This window comes from Microcoleus sp. B9-D4, assembly GCF_036705105.1.
Classification (GTDB): Bacteria; Cyanobacteriota; Cyanobacteriia; order Cyanobacteriales; family Microcoleaceae; genus Microcoleus.
Window position 1 is genome coordinate 1 of sequence record NZ_JAUBTS010000091.1, and the last position, 19,297, is coordinate 19,297.

The window sequence follows — 19,297 nt, forward strand, 5'->3', positions numbered from 1 at the left end:
TCTTACACATTGTCAACGCCGAACGCGAGTCAAAGTCTTTTGAGGTAAGGGTTTTAGGCTTATTCAGCAAGCCCTAAATAAGTGCAAAGGCGTGCTGGTATTTATACCTAAAATTTGCTTTGATGAGCTAGCTTAGATACAGCAAAATGTAAATTTTGATTAAGAAATGTAGACAAAAGTTGCCTTACCTCGTAGTCTAATTTTGTTGACAAGCTTGTAAAAATTTCTCTAAAAGAACAAAAGGAGTAAGTCTAATGTTTGGTTTTATCAAAAATTTCTTCGGCGGTATTTTCGGCTTTTTCGGCAGACTATTGGGCTTGAAAAAGTCTGAATATTTCCTAGATTTGGGCGAATCTGGAACGAAGGAACCAGCAAAAGTTGCGCCTGCGAAGGCTGAGCCTGTTGCGATCGCACCGGCAAAAGTTGAGCCTGTTAAGTCTGAGAAGTCTGAGAAGTCTGAACCTGCTAAGAAGGCTAAGGTAGAGAAAAAGTCTAAGAAAGACAAGGAACCAGTCGCTAGCGTTCCTGCTAATACTCCCGAACCTGCGAAGGTACCTGCGGTTGCAGCAACTAACGGCAAAGTGCCGAGTCAAGCTGAACCGAATCGGACTTTTGCTCCTAATAATTTAATGCCGACACCAACTGGAAGTCGTCGGAGCCCTGGCCCCAGCATGAACAATTTCCGGGAAATGGCTCGTCAGGTGAAAACGAAGTAGGAAATTGGGAATTGATAATAGGGAATTGGGCATGGGATAATTCCCAATGCTGGCGTTAACAATTTAAAAATGGGATTGCTCATTTTTAATTTTAACTATTTGTTCTATTCCCTATTCCCTATTTTCTGAGTTTCTGAGGAAGGCTAATCCGCTGTATAGCTGAAAAGCTGAGTCCCAAGGAGTTTCGGATTTGCGCTCGACTTCTATATGAGATTCGATCTTGCTCAACATATTAGTGTAATCGAGCACTGTCTCGGCAAAGGGCGTAAATTCTGACCAAACTGTAACGTCAAGCTGGCGATCGAATATTTCCAGTAAGTGATTCCAGTTAATTCTGGTGGTACTTTGAGGAATTTGTTGAGAGTTTTTGACTCTCGATGTTTTGTTTTTATGGTTCGGTGAAGTGGGAAGTTCGGCAGAAGCTTTGGTGAAATCCACTCCTTGTTGAAATTCGTAACTTTGGTCGCAAATTCGCAGAATGCAGTTTCTGCTGGGAATGTGCAAGTCACAGATTTGAGCGTAATCTTGCCTGATTTCTCTGTGGCGAAATTGCTCCTTTCTTCGGTTGGGCGAGTAGTCCATGACTTCGATGAACATCGGCAACAAGCCTTCTACTCTTTGGGTAACTTCTGACCAGCTAAATTCGATCGCACCGAGTCGTGAGAGTTTATCTTTGCAAACAACGGCTGGGGAAGAAAGAGACTGGAAGTGCTGCACTCGGAAGATTTGGATTTTTTGAATATCGCTTAGGGTTGCCCAAAATACGGGAATGCCGGCGTTGAGGAGTTCTTGACCATAAATTCGGAGTTCGGCAATGGGGCCTGTTTTGTAGAGTCTCCAGCCGCGGCTTTGGATTTGCATCCGGGTGGTGTAGGCGTCGATTTTAAAGATTCTGCTGATATTTTGAATGGCGGCGGGTTTGTTTTCGGGACTCACGGGTTCGAGGATGAGGAGTCCTGGTTCGAGGTTGCTGGGGTCGTTTTTGGCGGTTTCTATGGCTTGTTGGCGGAGGTTTTGTTGTGCGGTTTCAATCCGTTGAATAGCTTGGCGGGTCTGGGAGAGGATTTTGGGGTTGGTGATGTCGCGGAGTATTTGTTTGTAGGTTGTTTGGGCTTTTTCGAGGTTGTTGGTGAGTTCGTAGTAGCGGGCGATATAGTATTGCACCCACGGATTTTCGGGCGATTCTTTTTGTAGTTGTTTGATGAGTTGGGCCGCTTGTTTGTATTCTTTACCATCGAGGGCGGAGGCTATGTGGTTGATGTCTGTCATGGCGGTTGCGGGAATGGCGTTGTTTCTATCTTGGCTGATGTTTGGTTGGTTTCGCCAGTGGTTAACAATTTTTGCTGTTGTGTTAACTTATAGATATGATATGCCGGAAAGAAACAATGGTGGAACAAAAAGTAACTTACACGCTTGAAGTCAATGGTAAGTTTATTATCATTGAAAACGTTCCTGCTAGAGTGTGTGTGGAAACGGGAGAGCGTTTTTTTTCACCTGAAACTGTGGAACAGTTGCAGAAGATGATTTGGGAAGATAGAAAACCTATTATGGTGATTGAAACACCTGTTTTTGAGTTTGCTTAGCGCTTGGTTTAAATTGAGTTAAAGCTGATTGGAATTAACGCTTAATGTGTAAGTACCTTTGCTTGTGCGATCGCCTCCTTTAACAACTATTTTATAAGTGCCGTTACTAGGCAATTTTACGGTGAGTTGAGACTCTCGGCGATTCTGGGAGTTACCTGTTTTTTCGGCAATATTTTTGCCGCTGGTGTCGAACAGTGTTATGTTGTGGTCGAATGCTCTGCTTTTGATGTCGATCGTCATAGATTGACCAGCCCGTCCTTGAAAGGTGTGTTCGCTGGGTTCGCCGCCGTCTTTGAGGGTTCCCCGCTGCTGTAGGATGGAAAGGGAGGTGAGTTTTGGGCGATCGACATTGCTCAATTCTAAGCCGTAATTGGTCATGGGTACATCGAGGCCATTTCCTTCTCTGACTACGATGAGAAAAGCTGTTTTGTTGTTGATATCTCGGACGATTTTGTCAATAAATTGGGATTGTATTTGTTTTGCTGTTAGAGGTTTAGGTTGGTTGAAGTTGGGTTTTGAGGTACAGAAAAGCACTGCTCCGTCTAGATAGCGGGCGGCGTAGAACCAATAGTTTTGACCGTTAGTTGTAAATTCGTTTCTGCTAAAGATAGTAAATCTTTCAAGTTGCGGTAGTTGCTGATTGCGCTGGCAATTTTTATCGATGTAGATTTGGTTGGCTGATGGCTGTTGCTGGGCGAAAACTGCTGGGACGATGGTGGTTAAAATTGCTGAGATGAGGGTGAGGGTGAGGGTGAAGGGCGATCGGCTTTTCATAAATACTTGTTTCTCTTTATTGTTGTCAGGTATTGTAGGCTGTATTTCCTATTCTATCTCTGTTTTAAATACTTTTCTAATTCCGCAGTGCGCTGTTTAGTCATGCGCTCCAAACATTCATTGAGGAAACCTCGATAACCGGTACCGCCACGATTTTTATAAACTTCAAATTCACAGGTTTTATCTCTTAACTGAATCCACCCTAATTGTGCTTCGGAAAGTAGCGCCCGCTCTTCGCCGCTCAATTGGGAAATCAGTTGTTTGTAAACCTCGTTCAGTCGTTTATCCGAGGCTTCGTAATTCAACCGAATACAAGCTCTGACTTGCACATCTCCTTGCGGGCGATCGCAATTTATCTGTTGAGCAATGGGAAAGCTCGGAGATTGTGCAGAAACTGATGTTGTACCGAAAATTGCCAAAAGTGCGTGAAGCGAAGCTATCCCGTAGGGAATCGACCAAAAGAGCGATCGACCTTTCCTCAACTCTATTTTCATTGCCCATCAACCCACCTATCTGATGAATTCTTTGTTATTTGTTGATATTAGCACTTCTCAAAAGCCGCTCCAACTAAAGACAAAGCCACAATCGGTGCTGTCACTGCTCTCAGAATTCTACTCCCTAAAGAAACAGTTTCAAAACCCAATTCGATCGCCCTTTTTACCTCACCTTCAGTCCATCCACCCTCCGGCCCAACAGCAATCACAATCGCTAATTCCTCCCGTTCTTCCTCCCCCCTTATTAAGGGGGGCTGGGGGGGATCGAATTCTTCCTCCCCCCTTATTAAGGGGGGCTGGGGGGGATCGAAACCAGTCGCTCCATCTTGCTCCCCCCTTAACAAGGGGGGCTGGGGGGGTTCTAAATTACCCAACAAACAATCCCACAAATGCCGATTTTCCCCGCGAGCAACACAAATATATCGATATTTTTGACCGCAATCTTTCACAGCAACATCAAACGAAACAGGCTCTAAAATCGTCGGCACAATTTGACGTTCCGACTGTTCCGCCGCCTCCGCAGCAATTTTTCTCCACCGATCGACTTTTTGATCGCTTGGTTTGAGCAAAGTTCGATCGCTCGTTACGGGTACAATACTTGCCACACCCAACTCCGTTGCCTGTCTCACAACCTCGTCAAAGGCGTTTCCCTTGGGCAATGCCGCCATCAAAGTTACTTCCACGGGTAGCTCCCTGTTCACCGCAATCTCCTCTGCTATGGAGGCAAATAACCCGGTTTCCTGGGCTTCTAAGACTGCTAACCACCAGTGTCCTCGGCCGTCCATTGCAATAAATCGATCGCCCGCTTGCAAACGTAGCACTCGATTTAAATAATGCTGTTGTTCCCTAGTTAAGTCGATTTGGCGATCGCAAATTTGAGGGGGAGTAATTGCTAATCTTTGTAATTGAGGCATTGAATTTGGGATTATTCGTTTTTCTATTAGATTTTTTTTCTTTAACCGCAGAGAGCGCAGAGAACGCAGAGGAAGAGAGCATGAGAGGGGATAGGTAGGCGGGGTTTCAACTGTTCAAAAAACAATAAAGGCAAAGCATCTACAACCGGAATTATTTTACAAATTCACGTTTTTTTCTGCAAATGCTCTGCCTTTATATTACTTTTGCCAGAAGTCTATTGAATACAATCGAAAATCGGCTTATCCTTCCTCCTTAATCTTCTTTAAATAAGTGGAAATCGCTTCTGTAGCTAGCTGCGTGATCGGCTTGCCCTGACGGGCTGCTTCTTCCTTGAGCTCGTTGTAGATTTCATCGCGGACGCTAATTCGACGGCGGACTTTGCCGCCGCCAGCAGTGGCCGTCTCGTTTTCTTCGCCGTTACTAGACGTAACTTCTAATTCATTAATCTCAGTTGTCATCGAGTCAGCAGATTGGTAGTTGGTTACAAATTGACGGATAGATTCTAACCCGACGCGATCGCAAAAATTGCCAAAACTCTCGCTCAGTTGCCGTTTTTGCTTGAAATAAACAAAAATCGGCTCCAGAAAAGCTTCAAAATCCTTGACGTGCAGCTTTTCCTCAATTGGTTTTGCCAGCCGCGTTTGATCGGGAGAACCGCCCAGCCAAATCTGGTAGGATTCCGGCGAACTCCCGACAAACCCCAATTCTGCCATATAAGGGCGGGCGCATCCATTTGGGCAACCAGTCATCCGCACCACCAAATGCTCGTCTTGCAAGCCAACTTTGGTCAGAAGTGCCCGAATCCGCTCTAAAATGCTCGGCATCACGCGCTCAGATTCGGTAATCGCTAACCCGCAAGTCGGCATTGCTGGACAGGCCATCCCATAGCGCACCAATGGATCGATCGCAGTTTCCCGCTGAATGCCGCATCGATCGAGTATTCCCTGAATTTCCTGTTTGATATCCGGCGAAACATCGTAAATCAGCACGTTTTGGTGCGGCGTCGCCAGTATCGGCAAGTTGTACTTCTGCACAATTTCCCGCAAAGCAGTTTTTAGCTGAAATGAACCTTCATCCTTGATCCGGCCATTATCCACAGAAATGCCGACAAACAGTTTGCCGTCTCCTTGTTCGTGCCAGCCCAAGAAATCAAAATACTTCCACTCAGGCAGGGGTTTAAACGCTTCTAGCGGCTTGCCAAAATATTCTGCTACTTTTTCGCGGAACCACTGTACGCCTTTGTCGTTAATCAGGTACTTCAGCCGCGCGTGCCGTCTGTCTGTGCGATCGCCAAAATCTCTTTGGGTTGCTACAATTGCCTTGACCAAATCGTAAACATCATCCTTGGCAACATAGCAAATCTCATCAGCAACCCGCGCAAAAGTCTCTTCTTTATTGTGAGTACGGCCCAAACCGCCGCCAGCAAACACGTCAAAACCTTGCAATTCCCCAGCTTTATTGGTAATTACCACCAAGCTCAAATCCTGAGAGTACAAGTCAATTGAATTGTCTCCCGGCACGGTAACGGAGCATTTGAACTTGCGCGGCATATAATGGCTGCCGTAAATCGGTTCTTCTTTGTCGTCGCTAAAGATTGTGCCGTTGCCGTTTTTCTGTCTGGCGGCCTTGACTGCGGGGTCTTCCTCGGCCGAAACAGCTTTTTCGCCGTCCAACCAAATTTCATAATAAGCACCGGTTTGCGGTGTCAGCAAATCCGCTACATTATTGGCGTATTGCAGCGCATACTTGTATTCTGGGCGATTTTTGTATGGTGCTGGAGGTGCCATGATGTTGCGGTTCAAGTCGCCGCAAGCTCCCAAAGTTGACCCCATATTTTTAATAATTGAGGAAAACACTGCTTTAAGATTTTTTTTCAACACGCCGTGAAGTTGGAAACCTTGGCGCGTTGTGACGCGGAGCGTGTGGTTTCCGTATTCTTCAGATAGCTTGTCTAGGGCTAGGTATAATTGCGGCGGAGTGAACCCGCCGGGATTGCGGGTGCGGAGCATGAACTGATAGTCTTTTTCTTGTCCTTTAACTCGATTGTCGCGGTTGTCTTGCTGGTACGAGCCGTGAAATTTGAGAATCTGAATCCCTTCTTCGGTGAAGTGGGTAGTTTCTTGTAACAGTTCAGTCGCAACGGGTTCTCGTAAATAGTTGCTGCGTTCTTTGAGACCTTCGGATTTAGAGGGTTTGCGCGCAACTGGGGTTGAAGTGGAAGATGTGATCATGGGAATGTATAGTGCCAGTTATAATTAGATACAGCCGATCGAATATTTCTTGACAATTTGACACTTGACAAATTTGCACTTGACAAATCTCCTCAGAAATGCTGTGTCGGATCTGTTGACAACTCGGTTAACAACTAAGTTAACAAGTAAGTTAATAACGGTAATCCGCTAGGAATTCTGATGGTGCTTAATTGTAACACGATCGAGCCGGGCCTGAAAAATTGTAATTAAGAGTTTATACTTTGGTTCGCTTAAGTGTACGAAACTTTAGAAATAATTAACCTCAACCTTTGAAACTATGTCACTGTATGACGAAGACACGTTTGTGGTCTTAGAAACCAACCAGCCAGAGCAGTTTTTGACGGCGGCGGAACTGTTAGAAAAGCTGAAAGCCGTCTTAACCGAGGAACACGAAGATTTGCCGCAGGACGTGAATAAAATATCTGGCGTGGAAGCTCAAGCCAAGTATTTGATTGATACTTATTGTGAATTAGATGTCGGGCCTGGAAAATTTTTGCAGTGGTACGCAGTGCGTCTAGAAAAGTAATTTTGGCAATGCGGAACTGCGAATTGGGTACTTATACTGAGCGGAGTCGAAGTATCGGGCATCGGAAATTCGGAATTGGTAACAGTTAGCAGTTAACAGTCAAGAATTCTTGAATTCTTCAATTATTCAATCCAACCAAAATCCAAAATCCAAAATCTAAAATCCAAAATCGTTTAACTCAATCGGCGTAATTCCCCCGCTATAATGGTACTCCATTTAGCGCCGGGATATAAGCCGAGCAAAGTGTATGAAAAAAATCGAGAATTCCCGAATTTTCTAACAAAAAGGTGTAAGATATAAATGGTTGCGACCCACCCACTCGGCTGTAAACAAAAGGTCACAGTAGCAGTAGTATGCTTACCAAGGGAACTAGCGAGAGAAAGGGGGAAAGAGCAGACCGCTGGTTGGAAAGGTAACGCCCTGCCGTAAAAAATAAGCCATGTTTGCTGTACGAAGAAAGGTTTTTTGGTCTTGGGAAACAGGACTTCTGCGTGGATTCTCCTACGAAGGGGATAAAGGCTGCAAAGCTTTCTTATGCCGTGTAAGACTCGGATCGTCTTAGGTGACGAATACCCAGTAATGGGATACCCAACAGAGCAATGGCAGATGATACACGAAGCCTACACGCTCACCGAAGGTCAGTGCTAGGTATTTCACTCTTCTAACTGTTGAACCGATGATACTTCAACTGCGGTAACATCGATCGTACCTGGCGGTGTCAAGCGACTAAAATGACCTTCCTCTATTTTCAGAGGTTCGCCGCAGTTGGCACACTGAAACTGAGTTTGATTTAAAGCTGTAAATTCGTATTGACAAACTGGACAATTGTCCTCAATTAAATTGCGTTTCAGCCACCACTGAAGCGCGAAAAATGCGACCACAGGCGTCAGCAACAAAAAAGCTACTACAATCAACAGTGATTTAACTATCCAACCCAAACCAATTGACACCAACAAACACGCGATGCCCAGCAGTATCAGCCAATTGCTAATACGGGGTAGCTTGAAAGATATTTTGGGGGTGCCTTGGTTCACGGTGGTCTCCTTGGGTGTCTTTGCAGGTAGGCATAACTCTATCCTACTCAGAAATTCAGGCGGTCGATCGAGTTAATTTTCCCATTGTACACCCAGAAACCGCTCTCTACGTTACAAGTTAATCAGAGCCAGAGGGTTGAAAAATTCCTTGTAAGGATTGACAAAGGGATTCAAAACTAAATCTTGCGAGGGTTTGTTCCCTCAACCAGTGGCGATCGCACCTTTTATCCTCCCCTCGCAGCATTTCTACACAAGCAACCGCTACTGCTGCCGAATCTCGGTGAGGAACTCGCCATCCCAGTTTACCATCTTGCAGCGGATCTGCCGACCCGTCCGCGTCTCCCGCCAGTACGGGTACTCCGCAAGCCAGCGCTTCCAAATAAACTATACCGAACCCTTCCTGGGAGGGCATTACATAAGCATCGGCCAACTGGTAATGTGCTGCTAAATTTTCTGTCGGTACAAAACCCGCAAATATTACTCTTTCGGCAACTCCCAAATCATCAGCGAGTTTGGCTAATCTAGGTCGATCGTCTCCTCTGCCAATAACTAAGTATTTCACATTCGGAAAAGTTTTTGCTATTTGTGGCAAAGCTTGAATTGTGACATCGACACCTTTATAAATATCCGTCGATCGCAATCTGGCTACAGTCATCAATATTTTAGCACCAACCAAATTGTACTGCTCTAATAAATCCTGTGGCTTCGGCCCAGTGGTAAATATATTTTCATCTACAGTACAAGGCACTATTTGGAATTTTTCGGGATTTAAGTTGTTAATTTCGCAAGTACGCGCGGCGAAGCTATCCCGTAAGGAATCGCGCGTGTACCTGCTAATAGTCCAAATACTGTCAGCTTTGCTCATTGCTATTTTATATTTGGGAGCAAGCGGTTCCCAAACTTCCTTGCCGTAAGTTAAAATTGTGTAGGGAATTCCCAGCGGCTGGCATAAAGTTTGAATTAGCGGTGCGAGTTTGATGTGACCGCAAAAAACCCGCTGCGGTCGTTTTTGCAGCAAGCGAGTTACTAATACTGTAGCAAAATTAAGACGACCAAACCAGAGATTCTCGGTTTTGAGATAATAAAATTTCAGATTTTTTGACTCGTAAGGATTGTTGCAGTCTTCGGAATCTCGCAATAGTAAAACTTCAGCTTGCGGGGGCGAGTTTGTCCCTGCGGTTATTGACTGGTAAGCTTTGAGAATATCTTGAACGTAGGATTGAATGCCGCCTTCGCTGGCAAATATTTCTAGGAAACAGAATAGGTGATTTGTCGATCGCATCTCAGATTTAGGCATTGACAGCGCAGACAATTATTGCAGTATAGTGATTTTGCCAAAAAGGGCGAGCGGCATTGTCCAGAGCTTTTAAACCATGTCAAGATCACTGTAGTTGCAGGTTTTACAGCCCAATATTCGACTTATCTACTCTCACCTTTGGCTTTGAGCGACTATCTGCTTTTTAACTAGGGCTTTTTAACTAGCGGCATGGGTGAGCGCGAAGCTTTGCTTTCAGTTTACTATGATCTACAGTTATTAACTGTAAACTTAATGATTTTTTACAATATCCTACCCCAAGCAAAATTTAACATTTATTGAGTTCGTGCGGCGCATCCGACCAGACTGAGGATTACCAGAGCGATGTCGATCGAGGATCTCGTCTCTTTAGTTTTTGCTAAAAGTATGGTCTATCCAAAGATAGATATCGAGCCAGTATTGAACTGTTATCATCAGCTACATAGAGAGTTAAATTCAATATGACTCTGCCAGGTTTTAAAAGCAATTTCTGAAAGATTTTGTCGAAAATAATCTCTTAAAACTTTCTCATACATAAAAAAATAATGCTCACAAAGCATTTAACATAATCCAAATCGTTGATTTTTTTGGGCATCAAGGAGAGAAATTGAATCTTGATATCTTTTCCGTTACCCAAAGTAGTATAGCGAGCCGAGCGAGAAAGTTTTACGAGCAGAAAATAAACACGATCTCGTACAATCATGTACAAAGAAAAGCCGCTCACCTAAAACATTAGGTATTCGAGCTTAAACCTAACAAAAGCTAATGTTAGGTTGGCAACGTCATATTTACGAGCGACTCTCTCCAAACGAGAATTCATTGGAGTTTGAGGTGAAACGAGTAACGATCGCACTCAGTCTTTTTAGTCTACTCAGCAGCACTCTAGCAAGTTGCACCGCAGCTTCCCAGAACGCTCAAAACAGTATACAACCAAGCAGCTCCGAACTTTCATCAGTTGCTGTAGCAGTCCGTGACCTCGGCAATCCATTCTTCGTACAAGTTGGCAAGGGTGCTGAGGCCGCAGCCAAGAAAATCGGCGGTGCAAACGTGAGGACAACTCTCGTTTCCAGCGGCGACGATTTAAATCAGCAATTTAATCAAATCGAAAACTTTATTGCCTCTAATGTCAGCATGATTGTACTCAATGCTGCTGACACCAAAGGCATTGCCCCCGCTGTTGAAAAAGCCAAGCAAGCCGGAATTCCGATAATTGCAGTTGATACCGCCGCTGAGGGAGGCGTTGATGCCACAGTTACTTCAAATAACGTGCAAGCTGGCGAAGTAAGCTGTCAATATATAGCCGATCGCTTGAAAGGAAAAGGCAGCGTTGTGATTATCAACGGGCCTCCCGTCGCTTCAGTAGTCGAGCGAGTTCAGGGGTGCCAGAGTGTCTTCTCCAAATATCCCGATCTCAAAGTTCTTTCCAAAGATCAGAACGCAGAAGGCAGCCGCGATGGCGGGTTGAGAGTGATGAGCGATTTGCTTACTTCATTCCCAAAAATTGATGCTGTTTTTGCGATTAATGACCCCTGTGCCATTGGTGCAGAATTAGCAGCCAAACAAGCACAAAGAAGCGAGTTCTTTATTGTTGGAGTCGATGGTGCACCTGAAGCTTTAGATGCACTCAAGCAGAACAACAGTTTATTTGTGGCTACAGCAGCTCAAGATCCATTTCGCATGGCAGCCAAAGCCGTTGAAGTCGGGAACGACATTCTCAAAGGAAAAAAGCCAGCCAATCCAAACATTCTGATTCCAGTCGCGCTGATTACTCGCGAAAACGTCAATCAACATAAAGGCTGGACAAGTGAGTGACCTTCTTCGTGTCAAGTTAAGACTAAAACCCTTGAGGAATCCCGTTTTTCCCCGAGTCTAGATCCCCCTAAATCCCCCTGATAGTCGGGGGACTTTGAGAAGAATCTTGTCCCCCCCTTCTTAAGGGGGGCTAGGGGGGATCTAAGTTTAATAGTCAAGCAGATTTTCTTACGGTATTTACGATGGTAAATAGCACTCAAGATTCAATTAAAACTAAGCCCGTCCTCGAAATGCAAGGAATTAAAAAAACCTTTAACGGTTTTGTAGCCTTGCACGATGTAAATATCACCGTTTACCCAGGCGAAGTCCACGCCCTCATGGGGGAAAACGGTGCGGGCAAAAGTACGCTGATGAAAATTCTGGCGGGCGCATACATAGCTGATGCAGGCGAGATCAGAATTGACGGTCAAGCTGTTAAGATGACAGACCCCGCTCAAGCCAGAGATTTAGGCATAGCGATTATTTATCAAGAACTCAATCTCGCCCCCAATCTGACAGTTGCTGAAAACATTTTTATGGGCAGCGAGCTGAAGAAAGGAGGTACATTTTTAGACCAAGATGAAATGCGACACAAGGCATCTGAGGTCTTGAAAAACCTTGATGCAAATTTTGAGGCTGGAGACCTGGTTTCGACACTTTCAATTGCCGAACAGCAGCAAGTAGAAATAGCTAGGGCACTCAAACACAATAGCCGAATTTTAGTGATGGACGAGCCGACGGCCGCGCTTTCAGACCGCGAAACAGATAAGCTTTTTGAAGTGGTTCGCCGCTTGCGGAATGAGGGCATTGCTATTATTTATATCAGCCACAGAATGGCAGAAATTTATGCCCTTGCCGATCGCGTGAGCGTCATCCGAGATGGCGGATATATTGGCTCTCTTGAAAAGCACGAAATTTCTGCTAATCGTCTGGTGGAAATGATGGTGGGTCGTTCTTTACAGGATTTGTACGAACACAAGCATCAAATAACACCGGGTGCAGTTGTTCTTGAGGTAACAAATTTAAGCGACGGCCACAAAGTAAAGCCGGCCACTTTTCAACTTCATGCGGGCGAAATTCTGGGTTTAGCGGGTTTAGTTGGCGCTGGCAGAACAGAACTTGCCCGCCTGATTTTTGGTGCGGATCGGAAGGTAAGCGGTGAAATAAAACTGGAAGGTCGTGATCTCAATGTCTCGACACCCAATGAAGCAATGGCCGCCGGAATTGCTTACGTGCCAGAAGATCGCAAGGCTCTGGGACTCTTTTTAGAGGCTAGTTCGGGTGAGAATATCACCATGAATGTCCTCGATAGAGAAGCAAAAGCTGGCATTATTAACGAAAATTTTCTCTTGAGAATTGTCAATGATGCTATTAATAATTTGCAGATTCGCCTTGCAAGTCCGAGCATCAGGGCAATGGATCTTTCTGGGGGGAATCAGCAGAAGTTGCTGCTAGCCCGTTGGTTGGCTATCAACCCAAAGGTACTTTTGCTAGATGAACCGACGCGGGGTGTGGACATTGGGGCAAAAAGCGAAATTTATCGAATTATTAGCGATTTGGCAGCCAAAGGTGTAGCTATTTTAATGATTTCCAGCGAACTGCCGGAAATTGTGGGAATGAGCGATCGCGTCTTAGTGATGCGCGCAGGAAGCCTTGTCGGTGAAGTAGGCGGAGCGACTGGGGAAAAGATTACGCAAGAAAACATTATGGCTTATGCCACTGGTGCAAAAGAGGTAGTAAAATCATGAGTCAAACGCAAACAAAAACCAGCAGAAGTTCAGCGAGCGATCGCCAAAAAGGCAGTAAAGCTCAAGCTTGGAGAAATTTTATCCAAGTTGCCGGTATCCTGCCGATTTTGGTTGGTATCTGTATCATTTTTTCCCTGGTAACGCCCAACTTTCTTTCAGTAGGAAATTTGATTAATGTCATTCGGCAAGCATCGATCAATATTGTCCTTGCTACTGGCATGACTTTTGTGATTTTGACTGGCGGAATTGACCTTTCAGTCGGGTCAATTTTGGGCGTGACGGCAGTTGTCGGGGTGCTGGTTTCTTTAGTTCCAGGTCTGGGTTGGTTTGCTGTACCGGCTGCGTTAATAGCCGGAGTCTTTTTGGGATTGCTTAACGGCTCGCTAGTTGCCTATTTAGGTTTGCCTCCGTTCATCGTCACCCTCGGTTCTTACACAGCTTTGCGGGGAGTTGCTTATTTAGTAGCTAACGGCACTACCGTTATCAATAGAAATCTGAATTTTGCTTGGGTAGGCAACAATTATCTGGGCCCAATTCCCTGGTTGGTTGTTATCGCTTTCCTCGCCGTTTTAGCGAGTTGGTTTGTTTTGCGGCGGACTGTTCTCGGAAGGCATATTTACGCCGTGGGTGGCAACATTCGGGCAGCACGATTGACAGGTATTAAGGTGAGTCGGGTGCTGTTATTTGTCTATGGCGTGAGTGGGTTGCTTGCTGGTTTAGGTGGAATTATGAGCGCGTCGCGCCTCTATAGTGCGACGGGGATGTTGGGGCAAGGCTACGAATTAGATGCGATCGCTGCTGTAATTTTGGGAGGAACGAGTTTCACAGGTGGGATTGGCACTATTTGGGGTACTTTGCTGGGGGCTTTAATTATTGCCCTGCTCAATAATGGACTAACTCTCATGAACGTGTCTTTCTTCTGGCAGTTAGTTGTGAAAGGTTTGGTGATAATTATTGCAGTGACGATTGACAAAGTTCGCACCGGTTCAAGTGCAGCGTAGGGGAAGCCAACCCCCCCTGCCCCCCCAAGGGGGAAAAGGAAGAAGGAAGTTCGGCAAAGGATTCTGTAACGAATTTAACGGATGTAACTGAGATATTGCACCTTTCTCAATTACTTGCTTAGGAACGGGCTCTTCGGCCCGTTCCACAAAGAGTGAATTTTCTTGTGGAACGGGCCGAAGAGCCCGTTCTTGAGAATGATGCAATATCGGTTTTTATGTGGAGCTTTGTCCTATGCAGATCCAGCATTATTATCACCTAATTACTGCTTTTATCCTGGGTTCACCTGCTCTATTTCTACTAACATCATTCCCAACTTTTGCTGCACCAATTGATAGCTCAGTTGCTCCTGAAGCGTTAAATACCTTGACAGAAAAACCCTTCGCGCAGGTGAATTCTGTCTCTCAACTCTCGGATGTAAAACCTACTGACTGGGCGTTTCAGGCGCTGCAATCTCTAGTAGAAAGCTACGGCTGCATTGCCGGTTATCCCGATGGAACTTACAGAGTAAACCGGGCGCTGACGCGGTACGAATTTGCCGCAGGATTGAATAACTGTCTCGATCGAGTCAGCGAACTAATTGCCGCAGGAACAACCAACCAGATTACTGGGGAAGATTTAGCGATCGTCCAAAAACTGCAAGCAGAATTTGCAACAGAATTATCGGTGTTGCGGGGTCGAGTCGATACTCTCGATGCACGCACAGCAGAACTAGAAGCCAATCAGTTCTCGACTACGACGAAGCTGAATGCGGAAATTATTGTGGTGGTAACAGATACCTCCGGTAACAGTGTTGGGGATTCGCGCGATCGCACCAACACTATTCTTGCCAACCGGGGGCGATTAAATTTTGAAACCAGCTTCACCGGTCGCGATATGCTCAGAACCCGTTTGGAATTCGGCAACTTGGGCAGGATTGCCGATGAGACGGGTACAAATATGACGGCCTTGAACTTTGATGGCAATGTCGATAACACAATCACCGTCCCTCACGTATTGTATGTGACCCCGCTGACCTCTAATCTGGCGCTGACCGTCGGCCCGACAGGTGTCGGGTATCCCGATATTACGGATTTGCTGACTCCTCCAACAATCGCCAGCGATAGTGAGGGAATTCCCTCGAAGTTCGGACAATACAATCCCCTCTACCGCCGGGGAGGTGGCGGTGCTGCTGTCAACTGGACGATCGTCAAAAACCTCACCCTGACTGTGGGCTATGTAGGCGGAAATCCCAATCTCTCGCAGCAAAGTAACGGTTTATTCAACGGTTCCTACAATGCTCTGGTTCAGCTTGCCTACCGGGGCGATCGCGGAGCCATTGGCGTAGCCTATTCTCGTACCTTTGCACCAAGCGGTAAAGCCGATCTCACAGGCGGTACGGGCAGTTTTCTGGCTGCGCGACCCTTTGGGGACAATATTGCTACATCCAGCGATTCTGTAGGCATACAAGGATTCTACCGCCTTGCTCCCCGGTTGCAAGTTCACGGTTGGGGCGTTTATACTCGCGCCAATGCCGAAAATTCCGGTGTTAGCAGCGTTTCTGATGGTAGAGGTGGCGTGGTTTTGCTAAATGTTGACGGTGGCGATCGCGCCGATATTGTGTATGCAGCGATCGGGATAAGTTTCCCAGATGTGGGAGGTGAAGGCAACCTACCGGGGATTTTGGTGGGTTTGCCAGGTCGCGTGACGAGCAGTAATGTCCGCCGCGAGCGAGATACTTCCTATCACATTGAAGCCTTCTATCGCTTTCAGGTCAACGACAACATTTCTATCACCCCTGCTGCTTGGGTCGTTGTTAATCCTGAGAATGACAGTCGCAACGACACTCAATGGGTTTGGTTGCTTCGCACTGGCTTTAACTTTTAACCGGAAAGATATTTTACTAAGGAATGAGAATTAAATAACTTCCACTCTTGAAAGTGGGATGGGCGTCCCGCCCGTCCTTTTTGGACGGGCGGGACGCCCATCCCACAATAACAATTAAAATTGTAAGTTATTTAATTCGCGATCCTAACCTAGTCCAGGACGCAAAAACCCTGTTTCTTGACGTAATTGCCTCATTTGAGACGATAATCGCGAGAAACCGGGTTTTTTTAGACTGATAGTGCATTCAGGGCTTCAATTCCATGCCACACAACAAAAAAACCCCTACCATCGCTGGCTGGGGTAGAAAATTATCAGGGTGCATCTACTAATATTTGCAACTATAACATACATTTGTGGGGTGTCACCCTTCAGGGGTAACACCCAACGACGATTTTAGGTCAGAATAAATTATGATTTAATATGCCAATGATTAACAAAGCTTTTATATCATCTCGTTCTGTCCCAGCCGATCTAAAATTTAAGATTTAGAATAAATCTGTGCTAGACCTCAAATTAATCCGAGAAAACCCGCAAGCCGTGCAAGAAAGCCTCAACCTGCGCGGAGGTAACTATGAAATCGAGCCGATCGTCCAATTAGACAAACAGCAGCGGGAGTTGGAAGGCAAGCGATCGCAACTACAAGCCCGCAGCAACGAAATTGCCAAACTCATCGGTCAAAAAAGAAAATCGGGTTTACCCCTCGAATCTCCCGAAATTCAGGAACTGCAGGCAGAAGGCAACGCAGTCGGCACTGAATCGAACGAATTGCAAGCAGAGGAAAAAGACCTAAAAGCTCAAATAGAAGCTTTATTGCTACCGCTGCCAAACTTGCCGGGTTCCTCAACGCCGATCGGCAAAAATGAAGAAGAAAACGTCGAAATCCGGCGCTGGGGAGACGAATACATTCCCCAAAATTCCGGTATTTTACCGCACTGGGAAATCGGCGAAAAATTAGGAATTATCAACTTTGAACGGGCAGTAAAAATCGCTCAGCCCCGCTTTGTCAGCTTAATGGGAGCCGGGGCCGCCCTAGAAAGAGCAATTATTCAATTCATGCTCGATCGCCACACAAAAGCAGGTTATGTAGAAGTCATTCCCCCATTTTTAGTTAACACTGAATCCCTCACCGCTACGGGTCAATTACCCAAATTTGCTGAAGAAAGTTTCAAGTGCGACCAAGATGATTTGTGGCTAATTCCTACTTCCGAAGTTCCGGTTGTCAATTTGTACAGAGGTGAAATTTTGACAGCAGAACAGTTGCCAATTTATCACTGTTCTTATACTCCTTGTTTTCGCCGCGAAGCTGGCAGTTACGGCAAAGATACGCGGGGATTAATTCGATTGCACCAATTTAATAAAGTTGAATTGGTAAAACTTGTGCATCCGAGTACCTCCGAGGCAGAGCACGAAAAGTTAGTGCAGGATGCTGAGGGAGTTTTGCAGGCGCTGAAATTGCCTTATCGGGCGATCGCACTGTGTACCGGCGACTTGGGTTTCGCTGCTGCCAAAACCTACGATTTAGAGGTGTGGCTGCCATCTGCGGGCAAATACCGCGAGATTTCCAGTTGTTCCAACGTCGCAGATTTTCAGGCGCGGCGGGCAAATATTCGCTTTAAAGAAGCGGGTAAAAAAGGCACTCAATTCGTTCACGCCCTCAATGGTTCCGGTTTAGCTGTGGGCCGGACAATGGCGGCAATTTTGGAGAATTACCAGCAGCCAGACGGAACTGTAAAAGTGCCGGAAGCCTTACAACCCTATTTGGGGCGGGAAGTTTTATAGACAAGATGATTCGGCGATTAACTGGTTCCCCAGGCTCTGCCTGGGAACCGATGTCGAGAGGCTCTGCCTCGCTTGCTTGCGAAAATTGGAGGCAGAGCCTCTGGATCTGCGTTACCAGGAAGAGCCTGGTAACGAGTAGAACTATTGTTGTGTAGGCATCCTGCCTGCCCTTGACTGGCTATTTACCAGATGTCTATTACAGTTTGAGCAACGCTTCTTTGATATTTAATGCCAAAAATCTATCCAATGCGAGATACATCCAGTAAACAGATAATTGACTATCGCTGCTAGTCTTCTGGAATCCCAAAGCCAGGGACTGTTTTTCGTACATGGGGTGAATCATCAGGGTGTACAAGTCGCAAAGATTCCGAAAATCTGTTTGCATTTCGCCTAAAACTTTTTGTGCGTCTTCCAGAAAAGTAAGGCGGTATTCTGACAAATACTGCGGATCGATCATCCAACTGCGGATAAATACTGACTGGCAATTTTGATCTCCTGGTAGCGCCATATTGAAAGGATCGATATCGGACATAGAACTTAAATGAAGGCTTTTGCTAGGAGCGTTAAAAAAATTAACTTCTGATTCGCTAGCTGTGGGATAAAGTAAGTAAAACCCGACAGGATTGAGGTTATCTGATCGGCGCAAAACTCGCATTCCCTTTGAGTATTGACTGGCAAAAAGCCGGAGGATTTTAGCAATTTTGTGGGGAACGGCGTTAGTGTTGCGGTTCATCCAGTTGTAATTGGTGGCTAATAAATTGGCAACGGGAATCGCGTCGCACCGAGGGTTGAAATCATCTAATAGGAGTTGTACAGGCTTTTGAGGTTCGGCGGCTTCTAAAATTTCTGAAACTGGTTGAATTTGAATTGCCGTAGCGTTACCGTCAAAGTGTTTTGCGATCAATCCGAGTGCTGCTAATTTATCTAACATCATTCCGGCGGCGCGATCGCTCCCGCGATCGGAATCGCAGTAAAATAATTCTGCGGCTTCCCGGTGAGTGCACTGCACTTCTGTTGCGGGTACTTCCAGTTTCGCCAGCGGTGGTTTGAGGCGGGGCTGGCTTTCCTGAAGCTGTTTCACCGATAAGTAAACCCAAAGCCTTACAAAGCATTCAGCCCTAGTGCGAGTTACGCCTACTCGTTTCATCAACAGCGAAACAGCCGTGCGGCGTTGAGATTGAGAATACCAAGCATCTAGTTTTGCAATATCCATTTCAGTCGGGAAGCTGCGAAGGAACTCTAGTTACATATTGGCTCAATTACAAAAAACTTCACCCCGTTTCAGGTTACTTGTTGTCGCTGTTGCTCAACTTGCCTGATTTCCCGCGAGTCTACAAGATAGCTGCTTGCTCGTTGCAAGTTCACAAATCACAAAGCACAATCAATTTTAGATATTTTATGACCCGACTAAATTAGCAACTTTAGAGGTTTACGTCATGTACAGTGCTGATAAGCTGCTACGCAGCTAAACCGGATAAAATAGCATTGCCTTTATTTTTGATTTTTCGATCCCATTTGATAACCAT

Annotated in this window: 16 protein-coding genes; 8 read left to right on the plus strand and 8 right to left on the minus strand. The window is 45.8% G+C overall.

The features are described 5' to 3' along the window. Positions 1-254: 254 nt before the first annotated feature. Positions 255-716: a hypothetical protein gene (locus QUB24_RS30745; protein WP_333053394.1), complete on the plus strand. Its 462-nt coding sequence runs from the start codon at positions 255-257 to the stop codon at positions 714-716. A 111-nt stretch (positions 717-827) separates the two neighbouring features. On the opposite strand, the gene QUB24_RS30750 is transcribed toward QUB24_RS30745, so the two are convergent. After that, entirely contained in the window at positions 828-1,985 is a 1,158-nt protein-coding gene (locus tag QUB24_RS30750) for a tetratricopeptide repeat protein (RefSeq protein WP_333157357.1), read from the minus strand. A 95-nt stretch (positions 1,986-2,080) separates the two neighbouring features. Here QUB24_RS30750 and QUB24_RS30755 point away from each other — a divergent pair, with 95 nt between their 5' ends. Then, entirely contained in the window at positions 2,081-2,299 is a 219-nt protein-coding gene (locus QUB24_RS30755; protein WP_333157358.1) for a YgiT-type zinc finger protein, read from the plus strand. An 18-nt stretch (positions 2,300-2,317) separates the two neighbouring features. On the opposite strand, the gene QUB24_RS30760 is transcribed toward QUB24_RS30755, so the two are convergent. The 4 genes from QUB24_RS30760 to sir all read right to left on the minus strand — a co-directional run bounded on the left by QUB24_RS30760 (position 2,318) and on the right by sir (position 6,713). Beyond that, a complete protein-coding gene (locus QUB24_RS30760) occupies positions 2,318-3,073 on the minus strand; it encodes a PPC domain-containing protein (RefSeq protein WP_333157359.1) in 756 nt (251 codons plus the stop codon). A gap of 53 nt (positions 3,074-3,126) precedes the next feature. Next, the gene (locus QUB24_RS30765) at positions 3,127-3,567 is read right to left on the minus strand and encodes a lysozyme inhibitor LprI family protein (RefSeq protein WP_333157360.1); all 441 of its coding nucleotides are present in this window, start codon (positions 3,565-3,567) and stop codon (positions 3,127-3,129) included. A gap of 47 nt (positions 3,568-3,614) precedes the next feature. Next, positions 3,615-4,481: an RsmE family RNA methyltransferase gene (locus QUB24_RS30770; protein ID WP_333157361.1), complete on the minus strand. Its 867-nt coding sequence runs from the start codon at positions 4,479-4,481 to the stop codon at positions 3,615-3,617. Positions 4,482-4,721: 240 nt separating this feature from the next. Further along, positions 4,722-6,713 carry a sulfite reductase, ferredoxin dependent gene (gene sir, locus QUB24_RS30775; RefSeq protein WP_333157362.1) on the minus strand — a complete coding sequence of 664 codons (1,992 nt, stop codon included), beginning with the start codon at positions 6,711-6,713 and terminating at the stop codon, positions 4,722-4,724. A 298-nt stretch (positions 6,714-7,011) separates the two neighbouring features. On the opposite strand from sir, the gene QUB24_RS30780 reads away from it, so the two are divergent. Beyond that, positions 7,012-7,260 carry a chlororespiratory reduction protein 7 gene (locus QUB24_RS30780; RefSeq protein ID WP_333157363.1) on the plus strand — a complete coding sequence of 83 codons (249 nt, stop codon included), beginning with the start codon at positions 7,012-7,014 and terminating at the stop codon, positions 7,258-7,260. 653 nt (positions 7,261-7,913) lie between these two features. Here the strand turns inward: QUB24_RS30780 and QUB24_RS30785 are convergent. Together QUB24_RS30785 and QUB24_RS30790 are read right to left on the minus strand one after the other, a co-directional pair. Further along, positions 7,914-8,294, minus strand: coding sequence for a hypothetical protein (locus QUB24_RS30785; protein ID WP_333157364.1), 381 nt, complete (start codon positions 8,292-8,294; stop codon positions 7,914-7,916). 118 nt (positions 8,295-8,412) lie between these two features. Further along, positions 8,413-9,591 carry a glycosyltransferase family 4 protein gene (locus QUB24_RS30790; RefSeq protein WP_333157365.1) on the minus strand — a complete coding sequence of 393 codons (1,179 nt, stop codon included), beginning with the start codon at positions 9,589-9,591 and terminating at the stop codon, positions 8,413-8,415. Positions 9,592-10,353: 762 nt separating this feature from the next. On the opposite strand from QUB24_RS30790, the gene QUB24_RS30795 reads away from it, so the two are divergent. From QUB24_RS30795 to serS, 5 genes are all read left to right on the plus strand, one after another. Next, positions 10,354-11,400, plus strand: coding sequence for an ABC transporter substrate-binding protein (locus QUB24_RS30795; RefSeq protein ID WP_333157366.1), 1,047 nt, complete (start codon positions 10,354-10,356; stop codon positions 11,398-11,400). 182 nt (positions 11,401-11,582) lie between these two features. Further along, positions 11,583-13,127, plus strand: a complete 1,545-nt coding sequence (locus QUB24_RS30800) for a sugar ABC transporter ATP-binding protein (RefSeq protein ID WP_333157367.1) — start codon at positions 11,583-11,585, stop codon at positions 13,125-13,127. Then, the gene (locus tag QUB24_RS30805) at positions 13,124-14,128 is read left to right on the plus strand and encodes an ABC transporter permease subunit (protein ID WP_333157368.1); all 1,005 of its coding nucleotides are present in this window, start codon (positions 13,124-13,126) and stop codon (positions 14,126-14,128) included. The genes QUB24_RS30800 and QUB24_RS30805 overlap by 4 nt, the downstream gene beginning before the upstream one ends. A 232-nt stretch (positions 14,129-14,360) precedes the next feature. Continuing rightward, the gene (locus QUB24_RS30810; protein WP_333157369.1) at positions 14,361-15,992 is read left to right on the plus strand and encodes an iron uptake porin; all 1,632 of its coding nucleotides are present in this window, start codon (positions 14,361-14,363) and stop codon (positions 15,990-15,992) included. A gap of 498 nt (positions 15,993-16,490) precedes the next feature. Continuing rightward, positions 16,491-17,771, plus strand: a complete 1,281-nt coding sequence (gene serS, locus QUB24_RS30815; protein WP_333157370.1) for a serine--tRNA ligase — start codon at positions 16,491-16,493, stop codon at positions 17,769-17,771. A gap of 196 nt (positions 17,772-17,967) precedes the next feature. Here the strand turns inward: serS and QUB24_RS30820 are convergent, their stop codons facing one another. Next, positions 17,968-18,984 carry a hypothetical protein gene (locus tag QUB24_RS30820; protein ID WP_333157371.1) on the minus strand — a complete coding sequence of 339 codons (1,017 nt, stop codon included), beginning with the start codon at positions 18,982-18,984 and terminating at the stop codon, positions 17,968-17,970. Between the last annotated feature and the right edge of the window lie 313 nt (positions 18,985-19,297).

Coding starts and splice junctions, on each gene's coding strand:
- QUB24_RS30745 (WP_333053394.1), top strand. CDS start 255: ATGTTTGGTTTTATCAAAAATTTCTTCGGCGGTATTTTCGGCTTTTTC.
- QUB24_RS30750 (WP_333157357.1), bottom strand. CDS start 1,985: ATGACAGACATCAACCACATAGCCTCCGCCCTCGATGGTAAAGAATAC.
- QUB24_RS30755 (WP_333157358.1), top strand. CDS start 2,081: ATGATATGCCGGAAAGAAACAATGGTGGAACAAAAAGTAACTTACACG.
- QUB24_RS30760 (WP_333157359.1), bottom strand. CDS start 3,073: ATGAAAAGCCGATCGCCCTTCACCCTCACCCTCACCCTCATCTCAGCA.
- QUB24_RS30765 (WP_333157360.1), bottom strand. CDS start 3,567: ATGAAAATAGAGTTGAGGAAAGGTCGATCGCTCTTTTGGTCGATTCCC.
- QUB24_RS30770 (WP_333157361.1), bottom strand. CDS start 4,481: ATGCCTCAATTACAAAGATTAGCAATTACTCCCCCTCAAATTTGCGAT.
- sir (WP_333157362.1), bottom strand. CDS start 6,713: ATGATCACATCTTCCACTTCAACCCCAGTTGCGCGCAAACCCTCTAAA.
- QUB24_RS30780 (WP_333157363.1), top strand. CDS start 7,012: ATGTCACTGTATGACGAAGACACGTTTGTGGTCTTAGAAACCAACCAG.
- QUB24_RS30790 (WP_333157365.1), bottom strand. CDS start 9,591: ATGCCTAAATCTGAGATGCGATCGACAAATCACCTATTCTGTTTCCTA.
- QUB24_RS30795 (WP_333157366.1), top strand. CDS start 10,354: ATGTTAGGTTGGCAACGTCATATTTACGAGCGACTCTCTCCAAACGAG.
- QUB24_RS30800 (WP_333157367.1), top strand. CDS start 11,583: ATGGTAAATAGCACTCAAGATTCAATTAAAACTAAGCCCGTCCTCGAA.
- QUB24_RS30805 (WP_333157368.1), top strand. CDS start 13,124: ATGAGTCAAACGCAAACAAAAACCAGCAGAAGTTCAGCGAGCGATCGC.
- QUB24_RS30810 (WP_333157369.1), top strand. CDS start 14,361: ATGCAGATCCAGCATTATTATCACCTAATTACTGCTTTTATCCTGGGT.
- QUB24_RS30820 (WP_333157371.1), bottom strand. CDS start 18,984: ATGGATATTGCAAAACTAGATGCTTGGTATTCTCAATCTCAACGCCGC.